We start from the raw sequence: 14,971 nt of genomic DNA on the forward strand, positions 1-14,971 counted from the left end.
CTTAGCGCAATTTCGGGTTCAGCGCGTCGCGCAGCCAGTCACCCAGCATGTTTACAGCCACCACAAGAATGCAAAGCTGGATGGAAGGGAACAGCACGATCCACCACGACCCCGAGAACAGATACTGGTTGCCCACGCGGATCAATGTCCCAAGCGAGGGCTGGTTCGGCGGCATCCCCACACCCAGAAAGGACAGGGTCGCCTCAATCAGAATGGCCAGACCGAAGTTTAGCGTCGCCGCCACAAAGATCGGCGTCAGCGTGTTGGGCAGGATGTGTTTCAGCATCAAACGCCGCGCCGGAGTCCCCACAAGGCGTGAGGCCATGACATATTCCTTGCGCCGCTCCACCATCGTTTGCGCACGGACCACACGGGCGTATTGCACCCATGAATACATCGCAATGGCCAGCACCAGAACAGCAGCCACGCCCACTTCACGGAACGCAGGGGGCAGGAACTGCTGCGCGACGGAGCTGACAAGGATTGCCACCAGAACAATCGGGATCGACAACAGCACATCGCCAATCCGCATCAGCACATTGTCAATCCAGCCGCCATAATAGCCCGCCATCAGGCCAAACCCGATGCCAACCACCAGCGACACCGCAACAGAGGCGATACCGATGACAATCGAAATCCGCGTACCATAGAGAATACCCGACAGAATATCGCGGCCCTGCACATCCGTTCCCAACAGGAAGGGCATCTGACCGCCTTCCATCCAGATGGGCGGAAGTTCGGCATTCCACAGTTCCAGGGCCGCTAGATCATAGGGGTTTTGCGGGGACAGAACAGGCGCCAGAAAGGCCGTGATGATCACCAGCAACAGCACAATCGCGGCCCCGACTGCGGATTTGTGGGATTTGAAAGACCACCACAGATCACTGTCCCAGAAACGTTCCATTCGTGTCGGCACAGCTTTGACAGAGGTTTGATCGCTCATTTTTCGGCTCCTCTCAGGCGGGGATCAATCACCGCATAGGTCATGTCTACGATTGCGTTCAGGACAACAAAGATCAGGGCGACGATACACAGGTAGGCGGCCATGATCGGCACATCCACAAAGGTCACGGCCTGAATGAACAGCAGCCCCATACCCGGCCACTGAAAGACGGTTTCCGTCACCAGCGCAAAGGCGATCAGCCCGCCGATCTGCATGGCTGTCATGGTTACAACCGGCATCAAACAGTTGCGCAGCGCGTGGCGGAAATGGATGGAGCGGGCGGGAATACCCCGTGCGCGGGCGAATTTGATAAAGTCTGATCGCAGAACCTCCAGCATTTCGGCCCGTACCAGCCGCATGACCAGAGTGATCTGGAACAGCGACAGGGAGAGTGCCGGAAGAACAATGGACATGCGGCCCGAAGGAGTCAGCAGCCCCGTTGTCCACCAGCCGAGATCCACCGTGTCGCCCCGCCCGAAGGCCGGAAACCAGCCAAGCCAGACCGAAAAGACCAGGATCAACCCGATGCCAACCACAAAACTGGGCAGGGAAATGCCGATGATAGAGGTAAACTGCATGGTTTCGGCGTACCAGCTTTGTCGTTTGATGGCGGTAATCACCCCCATCGGCACACCGACGATCAGCGAGATAAATGTCGCCACCAGCACCAGTTCAAAGGTTGCCGGAAAACGTTCCCCGATCATATCCAGCACGTCACGCTGGTTGCGAAAGGAAATTCCGAAGTCTCCTGTCGCGGCACGTCCGACGAAAGAGGTGAATTGCACAAGAAAGGGTTTGTCGAGCCCGAGCCGTTCGCGCAGATCGTCGCGCTGCTCTTGGGTGGCTTGCTCGTTCAGCATCTGATCCACAGGATCACCGACAAAGCGAAAGATTACAAAGGCCAGAAACGTCACGGAGAGCATGACAAAAACGGCATTGGCGAGGCGCTTTATGATAAAAGCCAGCATTGCAAGGGTCTCCGTTGCGAGAGCTAGAAAAGAGGGGCGACGGCAGAAGGACGCCGCCCCAGTCCGGGAGAATTACTTGGTTACATACCACATACGTGGCTTGTTATCGGGGAACTGTGGGAAATCGCTGAACGTGTTGGACACGGCCCAAGCCATCGGCTGCTGGTGCAGCGGCATCATGATCACCTCGTCCTTGGCGATTTTCAGCGCGTCCGTTTCCATTTGCAACCGGGTGTCGCGGTCCAGTTCGATTGCGGCGGATTGGGTCAGCTTGTCCAGTTCGGGATAGGACCAGTCGCCCCAGTTAAACACGCCGGAGTTGCCGGTTTTGGAATGCAGCACCTGAACCAGAATGGAATAGGTGTCGAGCATCGGCAGCGTAGCCCAGCCAAGCGTGTAAACATCCGCTTTGCCGTTGGCACGTTTGGGTGTTTGCTTGGCGGTCGGTCCAATGTCGAGCTTCGGGCTCAGGCCCACACGGGACCACATGGATGCGATGGCCTGACAGAATTGTTCCTCGTTGACATAGCTTTCGTTGGTGCAGACGAAATCAAACTCGAAACCGTCCTCGTAACCCGCCTCGGCCAGCAAAGCCTTGGCCTTTTCGGGATCGTATCCGGCTGGCGTGTCCAGCTCTTCGGAATAGCCCGGAATGGATGGCGCAACCAGCAGACCGGCATTGCGGGACTTGCCCCGCATAACTTTCTGCTGGATCAGGTCCATATCAACGGCAAGCTGCATGGCCTGACGGACGCGCAGATCGTTCAGCGGGTTTTCACCCCCCGCCACCAGTTCGTCACGACGGTTGAACCCCAGCATGACAGTCCGCAGGTCGGTCCGCTCCAGCACTTTCAGATTGCTCGCCGCCTCCAGACGGGGCAGATCCTGCACAGGGGCGGAGTCTACAAAATCCACCTCGCCGGACAGCAGGGCAGCAACACGGGTCGCCGCAGAAGAAATCGGCTGGAATTCGATGCGTGTCAGATTGTGCTGCGGCTCATCCCACCAGTTCTCGTTCACATTCAGGATGGTTTGCGCTTCGGGCGTGCGGGATTCCAACACGAAAGGTCCGGTGCCGTTGGTGTTGAAGGTTGCGTAGCCCTCTACGCCCGCGCTTACATCTGTCGGCTTTTCGGCATTGTTGGCAACCAGCCAGTCCTTGTCGAAAATATGGATGTTGGTCAGGTCGTTCAGCAACAGCGGGTAAGCACCGTTCAATTCGATGTCGATGGTGTAGTCATCAACCACCGTCGCGCTTTTATAAGCGGGGAGGTTTCCTTTCAGCGGCGAGGTTTCATCGGTCACACGTTGCAGACTGGCCAACACATCTTCGGCGGTGAAATCCGCGCCGTCATGAAATTTGACGCCTTCCCGCAGGGTGAAACGCCAGGTGGTCGGTGACACCACTTCCCAGCCTGTCGCCAGCGCCGGTTCAAGTTCCAGATCGCGGTTATAGCGCACCAGACCTTCGTAGATGTTGTTCAGAAAGTTGATGGTGTAGCTGTCGCCGTAAGAATAGGGATCAAGCGAGACAATATCGCGCGGCGCCCCCCAGCGGACGGTCTCTGCATGGGCGGTGGTTGCGAGCAGAACAGCGGCCAGTCCGCCAAGGGTAATACTCTGCAGTTTCCTCGTAAGTTTCATAAGTTCACTCCCTGTTATTGCACACAAATCATTTTCAGATCGTATACACGGTTATACGAATAAAACCGTTATCACAGCGTACAGCCCCTTATTTTACTGCTTAGGAACCATGATCCGGCCTTATGACAAGCGACGTTAGACCGGAAATTTCAATTTGGCTACAAAAAAATAAAATATTGTATTCAATCATTGTATCCAATATTATGACGGAAATCGCTGACAATATGTTGGCGGATATATGCTATAGGGTTCACATGTATAAATCTTCGACACGCAGTTTTCCGGTCTATGATTCGCTTCGTAAGGCGATTATCGAGCAGGCGCTCAGGCCCGGTGTGAAACTTCCAGAGGATTCGATCGGGGAAACATTCAGCGTCAGCCGCACCACCGTGCGAAATGCGCTGGTGCGGCTGGACGCCGAAGGACTGGTGGATCTCCAGCCCAATCGCGGCGCATCTGTTGCAGACCCGACGATTGAAGAGGCGCATGATATTTTCGAAATGCGCCAGTGTCTGGAACGGGAGGTCATGCAGCGGCTGTGCAAGATGGATTCCAAACCTATCGTTAAGGCGCTGAAGGCCCATTTGGCCGAAGAGCGGAAGTATCTCGATGTGGACACCACCCGTTCCATCCGGCTGGCAGGGGAATTTCATATCCTGCTGGCGGAACTGACCGGATCGAAAATCCTTGCCAATTATGTGAACGAAATTGTGTCCCGTTGTTCTTTGGTGCTGGCCCGCTTTGCGCAGGCCCATTCCGCCCAATGCGGTCTGGAGGAACACACTGAAATTATCGCAGCGATTGAAGCGGGGGATGCGGATCGCGCAACCCGCCGGATGCACAACCATCTGCATGGTGTGCAGGATCGCGCGCTTCTCAATCCGGATGACGACGACAAAGACAACGTCAGCGATATTCTCGCCCGTTACGTCACGCCGAACAGCTAATACACGCCAGCCCCCCTTTTCACATTTTATCCAAGGAGATTTCCATGGAGACCGTTTCCAAAACACAAGACAGTTTCGACTTTTCGCAACTGGCCGCGCGGGATCGCTACAAATTGTTGATCGGTTCCGTGGTGCCGCGACCGATAGCATGGGTGACAACCGTGGACGAACACGGCCGCCCCAACGCGGCCCCTTTCAGCTTTTTCAACTGCCTGTCTTCTGATCCGGCAATTCTGGCGCTTGGGGTGGAGAACCACGAAGACCTGCGTTTCAAGGATACCGGCCACAACATCCGCGTGACCGAGGAATTTACTGTCAATATCGTGGATTTTGCGAACCTGCATCCGATGAACACAACAGCCGTGAATTTTCCCGCCGATGTGGATGAAATAACCGCTGCAGGGCTGTCCATGATCCCCGGAGAATTCGTGAACTGTCCCCAGATCGCAGAAGCCCCGATCCGGTTTGAGTGCAAACGCCATGTGACCCTGAATATCGGCAAATCCCGCGAGATCGTTCTGGGCGAGGTGCTGGCCATGCACGCCCGCCCCGGACTGGTAAACGAGCGCTTCCACGTGGATGCTGCCGCGCTGGACGCATTGGGTCGCATGGGCGGGCACGGCTATTGCCGCAGCTTTGAGACCTTTGACCTGCCCACCCCGTCAGAGGAAGAATGGCGTACCCGTCAGCAACCCAAAGCGGTGGCTTTGTAATGCCGCCGCATCTGCTGGTGGTGAACCCCAACGGCACCGCCGAAATGACAGCGCGGATCGGTGCCGAGGCCAGACAGCATCTGCCCGACACCATCACGCTGACGACTTGTACCAATCCCAGCGGTCCACCTTCTATTCAGGGGGCAGCGGATGGCGCGGTAGCCCTTCCCGGTACGCTCGACATTCTGCAGCAGGGCGAATTTGATCTGGCGTTGATTGCCTGTTTCGACGACACCGGACTGACCGAGACCACGAACAGAAATGTCATTGGTATCGGTCAGGCCGCCATGCAGACAGCCCATGAACTGGGCCAACCCTATGCCGTTCTGACCACGTCAGAGCTGTCGGTTCCGGTGCTTCAGGCCAATGTCGCGGCCTATGGGCTTGGCGAGCATCTGGTCTGCATTCGCGCCAGCACCATCGCAGTTCTCGACTTTGAGCAACATCGCGAGTCTGCAAACCAACGGCTGATCGCATCGGCCCGCAGGCTTCTTGCGGATCATCCCGAAATCCGGGCAATTGTTCTGGGCTGTGCGGGAATGGGCGGTCTGGCAGTTGAGATGGAGCGCCAGTTAAACCTGCAAGTGATCGACCCGATCAAAGCTGCCGTCGGCAAAGCCGTAGCGTCGCTTGTGGTTCCGGCCCCGTCCATGCATTAGGACAGGGCCGCAACAGTTTCAGGTCCGCGCTTATTTGCTGCGCAGATAGTAGATAAATCCGCCCAGCAACGACCCGATGATCCAGGCATAGCCGGAAAGCTGGCTTAGAACCGGCACCCAGACGGTGGCTACGGAGAATACCGCTGCAATGGCAAAAGCAACCAGCGCGTGTTCGTTCCAGCCGTTGCCATAGTGATAGGTTCCACCGTCCATGTTATAAAGATCGTCGCGGTTCAGTTCCTGTTTGCGCAGGATGTAGTAATCCACAATCAGAATACCATACAGCGGCGCCAGCGTTGCCCCAAGCGTGTTCACAAATCCACCGATCCCGAACTGGCTGATAAAGGCCGTCCACAAACCACCGATCACCAGCGCGAAAGCCGAGGTGATCAGTCCGGCCTTGCGAAAGCTGATGGTCTTGGGCGACAGGTTTGCAATCCCGTTCACCGCCGGAATGAAGTTTGCCACAAGGTTGATGCCAACTGTCGCGGCAAAGAACGTGATCGCGGCAATGACGCCCAAAAGGACACTATCCGTGCGGGCAACGATCTCGGTCGGGTTGATGATCTCTTCCCCGTAAACCACCGCAGCACCCGCCGTTGTCAGCAAGGCCAGCGCGGAAAACAGAATCATGTTGAACGGCAAACCGGCCAGATTGCCCTGCACCATTGCAGATTTGTCTCTGGCGTAGCGGGAAAAGTCGGAGAAGTTGATCATAACAGCGGCGAAATAGGCCACCATTGTGCCGATGATGGCGACAAAACCTGTGAACTCTGTGCCCCATGTGGAGTCTTCGTTCACAAAAATCGTCTGCGCCTGTGACAAAAGCTGGCCGTCCGCTTTGACCCAAAGCACCGCCAGAAGACCGATCATCACCAGATAAACGAACGGACCTGCAATGTTGAGAAACGTCTCAACCCAGTTCATTCCACGCCAGAAAATGACAATGTGAAAGCCCCAGACGATGACAAAAGACAACCAGTCGATGCCGGTGAGCCCCAAAAACTCCGCACCGCCGCTGGCCCCTGTGAGAGAGCGGATCAGCAAGGCAACCGCAGTCGAGGCGAAATAGACCTGCACCCCGTACCAGAACACCGCAACAATCGCACGCAAGACAGAGGGCAGTTTCGCACCCGAGGTCCCCATGCTCGCCCGTGCGAACACCGGATAGGGGATGCCATATTTCTCTCCCGCGGCCCCTGAAAGGTTCACCAGAAACATCACCATCAGGCCCGCAACAATCAGTGCAGCAAAGGCGGTCCAGCCGCTCACCCCGTAGGAAATGAACAGAGATGCCACCAATGAATAGCCAAAGAGCGACTGGATGTCGTTCGCCCAGATGTTAAAAATGGCAAAAGACCCCCAAGTCTTTTCCTGCGGTGTCACCGGACGAAGCGCGTCACCCTGCATCCCGCCGCCCGAATGATTTCCGGCTGTTGTCGTCTCCATAAACTGAACTCCCTGTTCTAACGTTGCCTGCCAAACCCCAAAAAACGCGGAACGTCTTTTGACGACCGACTGTCCCTGTGCGGCCGTTGACTTGAAATATGATCAGCCAGTTTTACCTGTTGCTGTACGTAAAATGTTAGATAGTATCTTTTAATGCGGGTATAGCCGAATTTCATGAAAGACTTTCAGGCTATCCCTGATAATCAACGGACAAACGTAGTGGTAGGACATGAGGTAACATGACACCAAAAAAATCCTCTCCCCTGCCGACGTCCCGTCTGATGACCGATCACGCCTATGCGGCGCTGGTGGACCGATTACGCAGTGGCGCTTTGCCCAGTGGTGCGTTTCTGTCCATGCCCGTGCTGGTAGAGCAGCTCGACCTGCCGATGGCGTCGGTGCGCGAAGCGGTGAAGCGGGCAGAGTCCGCCGGACTGGTTCAAATCCTGCCCAAACGGGGTTTGATGGTCATGGATGCGGGGCCGGCCACCACGCGGGAGTGTCTCGAACTGCGCGCCATGTTTGACTGCGAAGGGGCGCGGCTGTTAATTGAACGCGCCGAACAGGTGGATCTGGGCAGTTTGCGCGAAGCCCATGAAACCCTGCGCGATGCTGCGCGGGGGGATATGGCGCCCGAACTCACCCGCCGCGCGGTTGAAACCGACCTGTCGCTGCATAATGCTTTGGGGGCTGGCAATACATCTGCACTGGCAGAGCGGCTTTACCGTGAAAACCGCAACCGGATCGCCGTGATCCAGAATACGCGGCCGTTTCTGGCCAACCGGATCGTTTCTGCGATGGAGGAGCATCTGCAAATCATCGCCGCGTTAGAGGCCAGAGACACCACAGCGACCCTTGATGCGATCCGGTCCCATCTGCGCAGCACCCTGCAATGGTGGGGCATCCCCGCCTGATATTTTTTACACAAACGGTCGAATCTGCCTTGACCCTCCAGTGACTGGAACCCCCATATCAGGGGAAACAGACCAAAGAGGACCGGTCATGGAACAGAAAACCAGCTATAGTTTCGGCATCGACGGCATGTCTTGCGCGTCCTGTGTCGGGCGGGTTGAGAAAGCCCTGAACGCTGTTTCAGGGGTCAGCTCTGCCGAAGTGAACCTTGCCGCCGAAAGTGGACGGATTGAGGCTGATACATCTTTGAAGGCCGCTGATGTCGCTGCCGCGCTTGACGCGACGGGCTATCCGGCGCGCACCTCTACCTTTCGTTTTGCCATTGAAAACATGACCTGTGCGTCTTGCGTCGGGCGGGTAGAAAAGGCGCTGCTTGCGGTGCCGGGTGTGGTTGCTGCCACAGTCAATCTTGCGAATGAACAGGCAACCATCGAAGTTCTTGGGGCTGACGTTGCCCCCGAAACCATCGCCCAAGCAGGCACGAACGCAGGCTATCCAACCCGCGTGGTGGATGACGGTCGCGCGGCTGAGGACACCACTGCCCGCAAAACCGCCGAAAGCGCACATCTGCGCCGGATGACCCTGATCGCCGCCGTTCTGACCGCCCCTGTTTTCCTGATGGAGATGGGCGGCCATGCCATACCTGCGCTCCATCACTGGATCATGGCGACACTCGGCCAGACCACAAGCTGGAGCATCCAGTTTGTTCTGACAACGCTGGTCATGGTCTGGCCCGGACGGGTGTTTTATCAAAAGGGCTTTCCGGCGCTGTTCAAAGGGGCACCGGATATGAACGCGCTGGTGGCTGTCGGCTCCGGCGCGGCATGGGCGTTTTCCACCGTCGCGCTCTTTGCGCCGGCCCTGCTGCCCGAAGGCACCCGTGTGGTTTATTTCGAAGCCGCCGCTGTGATCGTCACGCTGATCCTGCTCGGGCGCAGTCTTGAGGCGCGGGCCAAAGGACGCACCGGGGAAGCCATCCGCAAACTGATGACGCTTCAGGCCAAAACTGCCCGCGTAGAGCGCAACGGCGCGTTCGTGGAACTGCCGGTAGAGGACATCGTTGCGGGTGACGTGTTGCAGGTACGGCCGGGCGAGAAAATTCCGGTGGATGGTGTGGTGACACAGGGCAGCTCTTTTGTGGATGAGAGCATGATCACTGGCGAACCTGTGCCGGTTGAAAAAACGACCCGAGCCAAGATCGTTGGCGGGACGGTGAACGGCACCGGCGCCCTGACCTTCAAAGCGACCCATGTGGGGCGGGACACGATGCTGGCCCAGATCATCCGCATGGTCGAAGACGCACAGGGGGCGAAACTGCCAATTCATGATCTGGTGAACCGCATAACCCTGTGGTTCGTGCCTGCTGTCATGGCGGTGGCGCTGCTGACCTTTCTCAGCTGGCTGGTGTTCGGGCCAAGCCCGACGCTTGGCTATGCTTTGGTGGCGGCGGTTGCGGTTTTGATTATTGCCTGCCCTTGTGCGATGGGTCTGGCAACGCCCACTTCTATCATGGTGGGCACCGGACGCGCTGCTGAACTTGGGGTGCTGTTCCGGCAGGGTGATGCCTTGCAAAGCCTGCATGACGTCAAGACCGTCGCGCTGGACAAGACCGGCACGTTGACCGAAGGCCGCCCCGAACTGACCGATCTGATTGTGTCCGACGGGTTCGAAAGCGCTGCGGTCCTTCGCAGCGTGGCCGCGCTTGAGGCAAGTTCCGAGCATCCGATCGCGCAGGCCATCGTGCGCAAGGCGCGGCTGGAAGGACTGGAGTTGCCCCCCGTTGTGGATTTTCAGTCAATCACCGGCTACGGGATCAGCGGGCGCGTTGACGACAAGTCTGTTCTCGTCGGGGCCGACCGTTTGATGACGCGGGAGTCTGTGGCGCTGGAGGATGCCAAAACCACGGGTGACGGGCTGGGGCAAGAGGGTAAAACCCCGCTTTATGTGGCCATTGACGGACAACTGGCAGCGGTGATTGCAGTCTCTGACCCGATCAAGCAAGGCACCCCCGAAGCCATTGCCGCCCTGCATGAACTGGGCCTGCAAGTGGCAATGATCACTGGCGACAATCAGGGCACCGCCGATGCCATCGCCCGGCGTCTGGGGATTGATACCGTTGTGGCCGAAGTCCTGCCAGAAGGCAAAGTCACCGCGATAGAGCATTTGTCACAAGCGGATGGTCCGGTCGCCTTTGTCGGGGATGGAATCAACGATGCGCCTGCCCTTGCCCGCGCTGATGTGGGGATTGCCATCGGCACCGGCACGGATGTCGCGATTGAGGCGGCGGATGTGGTTTTGATGTCCGGCGATCTGGCCGGTGTGGTCAATGCCATCAACGTCAGCCAGCGCACCATGACAAACATCCGTCAGAACCTGTTCTGGGCCTTCAGCTATAACGGGTTGCTGATCCCTGTGGCCGCAGGCGTGTTCTACCCACTGTTCGGCTGGTTGCTGTCCCCCGCGCTTGCCGCGGGTGCAATGGCCTTGTCGAGCGTGTTTGTTCTGGCAAACGCCCTGCGCCTGCGCTGGATCACACCGGCGCTGCGCGACCACACAAAAACCGAAACCGGCCAGCAGGCGCTCGTGCCTGCCGCCGCGCAATAGGAGCCGCGTGATGAATATCGGAGATGTTGCCAAACAGGCGGGTTTGCCCGCTAAAACCATCCGCTATTACGAAGACATCGGGTTGGTCAAACCCCTTCGGGACCCCAACGGCTACCGCGCTTTCCGGCCGAGCGACGTGCATAAACTGGTGTTTCTGGGCCGCTCTCGCGCGTTGGGTTTCACGATCGAAGACTGCCGCGCGCTCCTCGCGCTGTGGGAGGATCAGGACAGGGCCAGTGCAGATGTGCGCGCGATTGCCAAGGATCATCTTGCGCAGATCGAAACCAAGATTGCCGATCTGGAAGCCATGCGCAACACCCTGTCCGATCTGGTGCGCGATTGTGCAGGGGATTCCCGTCCCGACTGTCCGATCCTGCAAAAACTGGAGGATTTTCCGACCGGATAGCGGCAACAAAGTTTCAGAACCGTTGCCACAGGCGCAAGAATATTCTAAACGACCGCAGCCAAAGCAACCATAGGACGGACATGAGCCAGTCAGCCCCGCAGAAATCTTTGACCGCTACCGATATTCGGGACCGGAAGGGCAAGACCCCTCTGGTCTGCCTGACCGCCTATACAACACCCGTTGCGCAACTGGCCGATGCCGAATGCGATCTGGTTCTGGTGGGCGACAGTGTAGGTATGGTGCTGCACGGTCTTCCCTCAACCCTTTCGGTGACGATGGAGATGATGATCCTGCATGGACAGGCTGTTGCGCGCGGGGTCAACCGTGCGCTGATGGTGGTGGATATGCCCTTTGCCAGCTACGAGGAAAGCCCCGCACAGGCCCTGCGCAACGCGGCGCGGCTGATGGCAGAAACCGGCTGTGGCGCGGTCAAGCTGGAAGGTGGGCAGCATATGGCCGAAACAATCCGTTTTCTGGTGGATCGCGGCATTCCGGTCATGGCCCATATCGGCCTGACGCCCCAATCCGTAAACGCCCTTGGCGGCTACCGCGTGCAGGGCAAGGGCGCGGATGCCGACCGTATCCTGAAAGACGCGAAAGCCGTTACCGATGCAGGGGCTTTTTCAGTGGTGCTGGAAAAACTACCCGCCGCACTCGCAGACCGGATCACCGCAGAAATCCCGATCCCGACCGTGGGCATCGGGGCTTCGGCGGGATGTGACGGGCAGATACTGGTGATCGACGACATGCTCGGCCTGTTTGACGCTTTCAAACCTGCGTTCGTTAAACGCTACGCCCATCTTGCAAAAGACGCCGGCACAGCAATCAGTACCTATGCGCAAGAGGTGCGCAGCCGCGCCTTTCCAGCCGCAGAACATGTATTTTCCGACAAAACCGCAGAAAAAGACCCCACCGAATGAGAATTATCCGCAGTAAAGCCGCGCTTCGCACGCTCACCGATGAATGGTTGCGCGGGGGAGAAACCATTGGCGTCGTCCCTACGATGGGCGCCCTGCACGCTGGGCATCTGTCCCTTGTTGGAGAGGCAAAAGCCAAGACCGACAGGGTGATTGTCACCCTCTTTGTGAACCCCCGCCAGTTCAACAATCCCGACGATCTGGAGAATTACCCCCGTACCGAGGACAGCGACGCCATAAAGCTCGCACCGTTTGCAGTGGATGTGCTTTATATTCCCGACCCCGACCAGATCTACCCCGATGGGTTTGCCATCAACATCTCTGTTTCCGGCGTAAGCGAGGGCCTGTGCGGTGCGGCCCGACCAGGGCATTTTGACGGTGTGGCAACGGTTGTGTCCAAACTGTTGTTGCAGACCGCAGCGGATGAGGCGTTTTTCGGGGAAAAGGATTACCAGCAGCTTCAGGTGGTGACGCGGCTGGCGAAGGATCTTGACCTGAAAACGAAAATTATCGGTTGTGAAACCGTGCGCGAACCGGACGGTCTGGCTATGTCGTCGCGCAACCTGCGGCTTGGAACAGAGGCCCGCAAGGTCGCCCCTGTGGTGCATCACGTCTTGCAGGACATGGCCGGAAAACTGTCACAGGGCGCCCCGCTGTCAACGCTTCTGCCGGATGCGCAGCAAAAGCTAAAGGCGGCCGGATTTGGCACGCTGGACTATCTGGAACTGCGCAGCGCAGAGGGCCTCGACCCGTTAGAAACCGCAGACCGCCCTGCCCGTCTGTTCATCGCGGTCTGGCTGGACGGGGTGCGGTTGATCGACAATATTGCGATCCCTGCCACTTGAAAATTGCCCGATGAAAATAAGGCTGACAAATTCCATCGTCAGACCCTTCATCATATTAGTCGTTGTACTCTTTCCACCGGCGGGCTTTCCGCCCCGATTATGCTTGGAAAATTGGCCATATCTGTCAGGCGTTATGTTCTGCCTGTTCGCCCAAGATAAGATTGCGCAGATCGTTGTGCGTCATGTCTTCTGAAAAGAAATCGGATCCGATCAGAATTTCCGCATAGTAAGGTATGTTTGCCAATCGTTCTTCAAGCGTCTCTTCTACGCCCATCCAGTAGTAACCACTTTGATGGAAATAAGTCATTAAGGCGCGCACTCTGGCGGCGCGCTGATTAAAGCCCATCTCGCCAAACATAGTTTGCAATTGGGAGATGCGCTTATTGTCAACGCGTGTCAGAACTTCCCGCGTCAATTCATTGGAATTGGCCCAGTCGCGCATGGCGCTATCGTATTTCGGGTCATAGCCACTTTCTTTTAATACAACGCGCACGTATCCGATGTATTTTTCATAACAATCCAGCTTGGAATGATCGAAAATGGCGTCGAAGGCGGCAGAGTTGCGCGTCTCCCAGTCTTTTCGCAACCCTGCGAGCATATCTTCCAGATTTGAGAAAAGCCAATAAAACGCGCCGGTTGTGGCACCCAATCTGCTTGCGATTCGTCGCAGGCTTAGGCTGGAAACCCCTTCTTCAATCAGCATAGTGCGGGCCGTATCAATCCAATCCTGTCGTGTTAACGGGTTGTTCTTATTGCTGTTCTCGCCCGTCGTTTTCATTGCACCCACATTAAATCCTCTCAATCGGCAGCCAGTATTTGACAAGCTACATAGTTCATCTCTAACAATATAGGAACATAACACCCGTTATGTTACGAAAAGTGATGAATTGCTCGGAAGCGATTCAAGGGAGGACACAGATGAAAAACTGGATCATCAAAGGCGCGGCGGTTCTGTCATTGCTCGCTACTCAGGCTGCGGCCGGGACAACATTGAAGATTGCAACTGACTCGGGACCAGAAGGCTCACCATCGGGGAATGCCATTGCGAAGTGGGCGGAACTGATCGAAGAGGGATCTGACGGCGAGATCGACGTACGCGTTTTCTATCAGAACCAACTTGGCGGACAGCTTGAAGTGTTCGATCTGTTCGTCGCTGGCGATGTGGATCTTATGCTAAGCTGGCCATCGACATCATATGATAAACGCATTGGCGTGCTGAATGCGCCATACATGGTGACGTCGTGGGAAGAAGCGCTGGTCGCTTATCAACCGGGCGGCTGGGTCAATGGAACGCTTAATTCTGTCTTCGCGGATCTTGGCATCCGCTATTATGGCGCATGGCCCGAAGGTTTTGCTGGCGTTGCGACCCGCGGCAGTTACGCGTTGGACATTGAGAGCGCGAGCGGCTTGAAGGTTCGCACGCCCCCGTTCTTTCCGATCCCGCAAACACTTCAGGCAATGGGCTATCAAACAGCCTCTATCGACTGGTCTGAAGTCTTTACCTCAATCCAGACTGGCGTAGTAGATGGCGATGCCGGGAACGTCATCTATTGGGATTATGAGTATTTCGGAGAAATACTGGACTACTACGTTCGCACAAAACACATCTTTGTCACCGGCAATCTGATTGCCAATGCGCAAAGCATGGATAACCTCTCGCAAGAGCATCAGGACCTGATCCGGGATTCTGCGATTACCATCATGGAAGAGCAGTTCAGCGCGGCCAAAGCCGAAGATGAAAAGAATGTCGCGATCGCTATTGAAGGTGGCATGGAATATTTCGAGCCGAGTGAGCAAGACCTGCAACCGATGATCGAGCATGTACGCGCCGAAGTCTGGCCATTGATGGAAGCCGATATCGGCTCGGAAATCGTAGATCAGATGCGCGCAAACGCAAAGTGACCAAAGCAGCGGCGCCCTGAAACGGGTGCCGCCATTCTAAATCGGGGGGATATATGCGGACC

At 56.8% G+C, this 14,971-nt stretch carries 14 protein-coding genes; 9 read left to right on the forward strand and 5 right to left on the reverse strand.

Annotated features, from left to right (window positions below; translation table 11 throughout):
- Position 1: 1 nt before the first annotated feature.
- From BFV97_RS11690 to BFV97_RS11700, 3 genes are all read right to left on the reverse strand, one after another.
- Positions 2-943 (reverse strand): ABC transporter permease, encoded by a 942-nt coding sequence (locus tag BFV97_RS11690; RefSeq protein WP_069300549.1) that lies wholly within the window; start codon positions 941-943, stop codon positions 2-4.
- Positions 940-1,911: an ABC transporter permease gene (locus tag BFV97_RS11695; RefSeq protein ID WP_069300550.1), complete on the reverse strand. Its 972-nt coding sequence runs from the start codon at positions 1,909-1,911 to the stop codon at positions 940-942. The genes BFV97_RS11690 and BFV97_RS11695 overlap by 4 nt, the downstream gene beginning before the upstream one ends.
- Before the next feature lie 72 nt (positions 1,912-1,983).
- Positions 1,984-3,555, reverse strand: a complete 1,572-nt coding sequence (locus tag BFV97_RS11700) for an ABC transporter substrate-binding protein (protein ID WP_069300551.1) — start codon at positions 3,553-3,555, stop codon at positions 1,984-1,986.
- A 254-nt stretch (positions 3,556-3,809) separates the two neighbouring features.
- Here BFV97_RS11700 and BFV97_RS11705 point away from each other — a divergent pair, with 254 nt between their 5' ends.
- The 3 genes from BFV97_RS11705 to BFV97_RS11715 are packed head-to-tail and all read left to right on the forward strand — an operon-like array spanning position 3,810 to position 5,874.
- The gene (locus BFV97_RS11705; protein ID WP_069300552.1) at positions 3,810-4,502 is read left to right on the forward strand and encodes a GntR family transcriptional regulator; all 693 of its coding nucleotides are present in this window, start codon (positions 3,810-3,812) and stop codon (positions 4,500-4,502) included.
- A gap of 44 nt (positions 4,503-4,546) precedes the next feature.
- Complete coding sequence (locus BFV97_RS11710; protein ID WP_069300553.1) at positions 4,547-5,215, forward strand: flavin reductase family protein; 669 nt, start codon at positions 4,547-4,549, stop codon at positions 5,213-5,215.
- A complete protein-coding gene (locus BFV97_RS11715; protein WP_083225615.1) occupies positions 5,176-5,874 on the forward strand; it encodes an aspartate/glutamate racemase family protein in 699 nt (232 codons plus the stop codon). The genes BFV97_RS11710 and BFV97_RS11715 overlap by 40 nt, the downstream gene beginning before the upstream one ends.
- A gap of 30 nt (positions 5,875-5,904) precedes the next feature.
- On the opposite strand, the gene BFV97_RS11720 is transcribed toward BFV97_RS11715, so the two are convergent.
- Positions 5,905-7,323 (reverse strand): NCS1 family nucleobase:cation symporter-1, encoded by a 1,419-nt coding sequence (locus BFV97_RS11720; RefSeq protein ID WP_069300555.1) that lies wholly within the window; start codon positions 7,321-7,323, stop codon positions 5,905-5,907.
- Positions 7,324-7,562: 239 nt separating this feature from the next.
- Between BFV97_RS11720 and BFV97_RS11725 the strand changes: the two genes are divergently transcribed.
- The 5 genes from BFV97_RS11725 (at position 7,563) to panC (ending at position 13,007) form a co-directional block, all read left to right on the forward strand.
- Positions 7,563-8,237: a GntR family transcriptional regulator gene (locus BFV97_RS11725; RefSeq protein WP_069300556.1), complete on the forward strand. Its 675-nt coding sequence runs from the start codon at positions 7,563-7,565 to the stop codon at positions 8,235-8,237.
- A gap of 88 nt (positions 8,238-8,325) precedes the next feature.
- Positions 8,326-10,839: a heavy metal translocating P-type ATPase gene (locus BFV97_RS11730; RefSeq protein ID WP_069300557.1), complete on the forward strand. Its 2,514-nt coding sequence runs from the start codon at positions 8,326-8,328 to the stop codon at positions 10,837-10,839.
- Positions 10,840-10,849: 10 nt separating this feature from the next.
- A complete protein-coding gene (gene cueR, locus BFV97_RS11735; protein ID WP_069300558.1) occupies positions 10,850-11,245 on the forward strand; it encodes a Cu(I)-responsive transcriptional regulator in 396 nt (131 codons plus the stop codon).
- Between the two features lie 80 nt (positions 11,246-11,325).
- Positions 11,326-12,165, forward strand: coding sequence for a 3-methyl-2-oxobutanoate hydroxymethyltransferase (gene panB / locus BFV97_RS11740; RefSeq protein ID WP_069300559.1), 840 nt, complete (start codon positions 11,326-11,328; stop codon positions 12,163-12,165).
- A complete protein-coding gene (gene panC, locus BFV97_RS11745) occupies positions 12,162-13,007 on the forward strand; it encodes a pantoate--beta-alanine ligase (protein WP_069300560.1) in 846 nt (281 codons plus the stop codon). The genes panB and panC overlap by 4 nt, the downstream gene beginning before the upstream one ends.
- 124 nt (positions 13,008-13,131) lie before the next feature.
- Here the strand turns inward: panC and BFV97_RS11750 are convergent, their stop codons facing one another.
- Entirely contained in the window at positions 13,132-13,785 is a 654-nt protein-coding gene (locus tag BFV97_RS11750; RefSeq protein ID WP_069300561.1) for a TetR/AcrR family transcriptional regulator, read from the reverse strand.
- A gap of 140 nt (positions 13,786-13,925) precedes the next feature.
- Here BFV97_RS11750 and dctP point away from each other — a divergent pair, with 140 nt between their 5' ends.
- Positions 13,926-14,909 (forward strand): TRAP transporter substrate-binding protein DctP, encoded by a 984-nt coding sequence (dctP, locus tag BFV97_RS11755; RefSeq protein WP_069300562.1) that lies wholly within the window; start codon positions 13,926-13,928, stop codon positions 14,907-14,909.
- Positions 14,910-14,971 lie beyond the last annotated feature (62 nt).

It is taken from the genome of Neptunicoccus sediminis (genome assembly GCF_001719615.1).
Taxonomy (GTDB): Bacteria; Pseudomonadota; Alphaproteobacteria; order Rhodobacterales; family Rhodobacteraceae; genus Amylibacter; species Amylibacter sediminis.

Bases quoted from the DNA above. Each gene is read 5' to 3' on its own strand.
- dctP (WP_069300562.1), top strand. From the start codon at position 13,926: ATGAAAAACTGGATCATCAAAGGCGCGGCGGTTCTGTCATTGCTCGCT.
- cueR (WP_069300558.1), top strand. From the start codon at position 10,850: ATGAATATCGGAGATGTTGCCAAACAGGCGGGTTTGCCCGCTAAAACC.
- BFV97_RS11750 (WP_069300561.1), bottom strand. From the start codon at position 13,785: ATGAAAACGACGGGCGAGAACAGCAATAAGAACAACCCGTTAACACGA.
- panC (WP_069300560.1), top strand. From the start codon at position 12,162: ATGAGAATTATCCGCAGTAAAGCCGCGCTTCGCACGCTCACCGATGAA.
- BFV97_RS11700 (WP_069300551.1), bottom strand. From the start codon at position 3,555: ATGAAACTTACGAGGAAACTGCAGAGTATTACCCTTGGCGGACTGGCC.
- BFV97_RS11730 (WP_069300557.1), top strand. From the start codon at position 8,326: ATGGAACAGAAAACCAGCTATAGTTTCGGCATCGACGGCATGTCTTGC.
- panB (WP_069300559.1), top strand. From the start codon at position 11,326: ATGAGCCAGTCAGCCCCGCAGAAATCTTTGACCGCTACCGATATTCGG.
- BFV97_RS11725 (WP_069300556.1), top strand. From the start codon at position 7,563: ATGACACCAAAAAAATCCTCTCCCCTGCCGACGTCCCGTCTGATGACC.
- BFV97_RS11710 (WP_069300553.1), top strand. From the start codon at position 4,547: ATGGAGACCGTTTCCAAAACACAAGACAGTTTCGACTTTTCGCAACTG.
- BFV97_RS11695 (WP_069300550.1), bottom strand. From the start codon at position 1,911: ATGCTGGCTTTTATCATAAAGCGCCTCGCCAATGCCGTTTTTGTCATG.
- BFV97_RS11720 (WP_069300555.1), bottom strand. From the start codon at position 7,323: ATGGAGACGACAACAGCCGGAAATCATTCGGGCGGCGGGATGCAGGGT.
- BFV97_RS11690 (WP_069300549.1), bottom strand. From the start codon at position 943: ATGAGCGATCAAACCTCTGTCAAAGCTGTGCCGACACGAATGGAACGT.
- BFV97_RS11705 (WP_069300552.1), top strand. From the start codon at position 3,810: ATGTATAAATCTTCGACACGCAGTTTTCCGGTCTATGATTCGCTTCGT.
- BFV97_RS11715 (WP_083225615.1), top strand. From the start codon at position 5,176: ATGGCGTACCCGTCAGCAACCCAAAGCGGTGGCTTTGTAATGCCGCCG.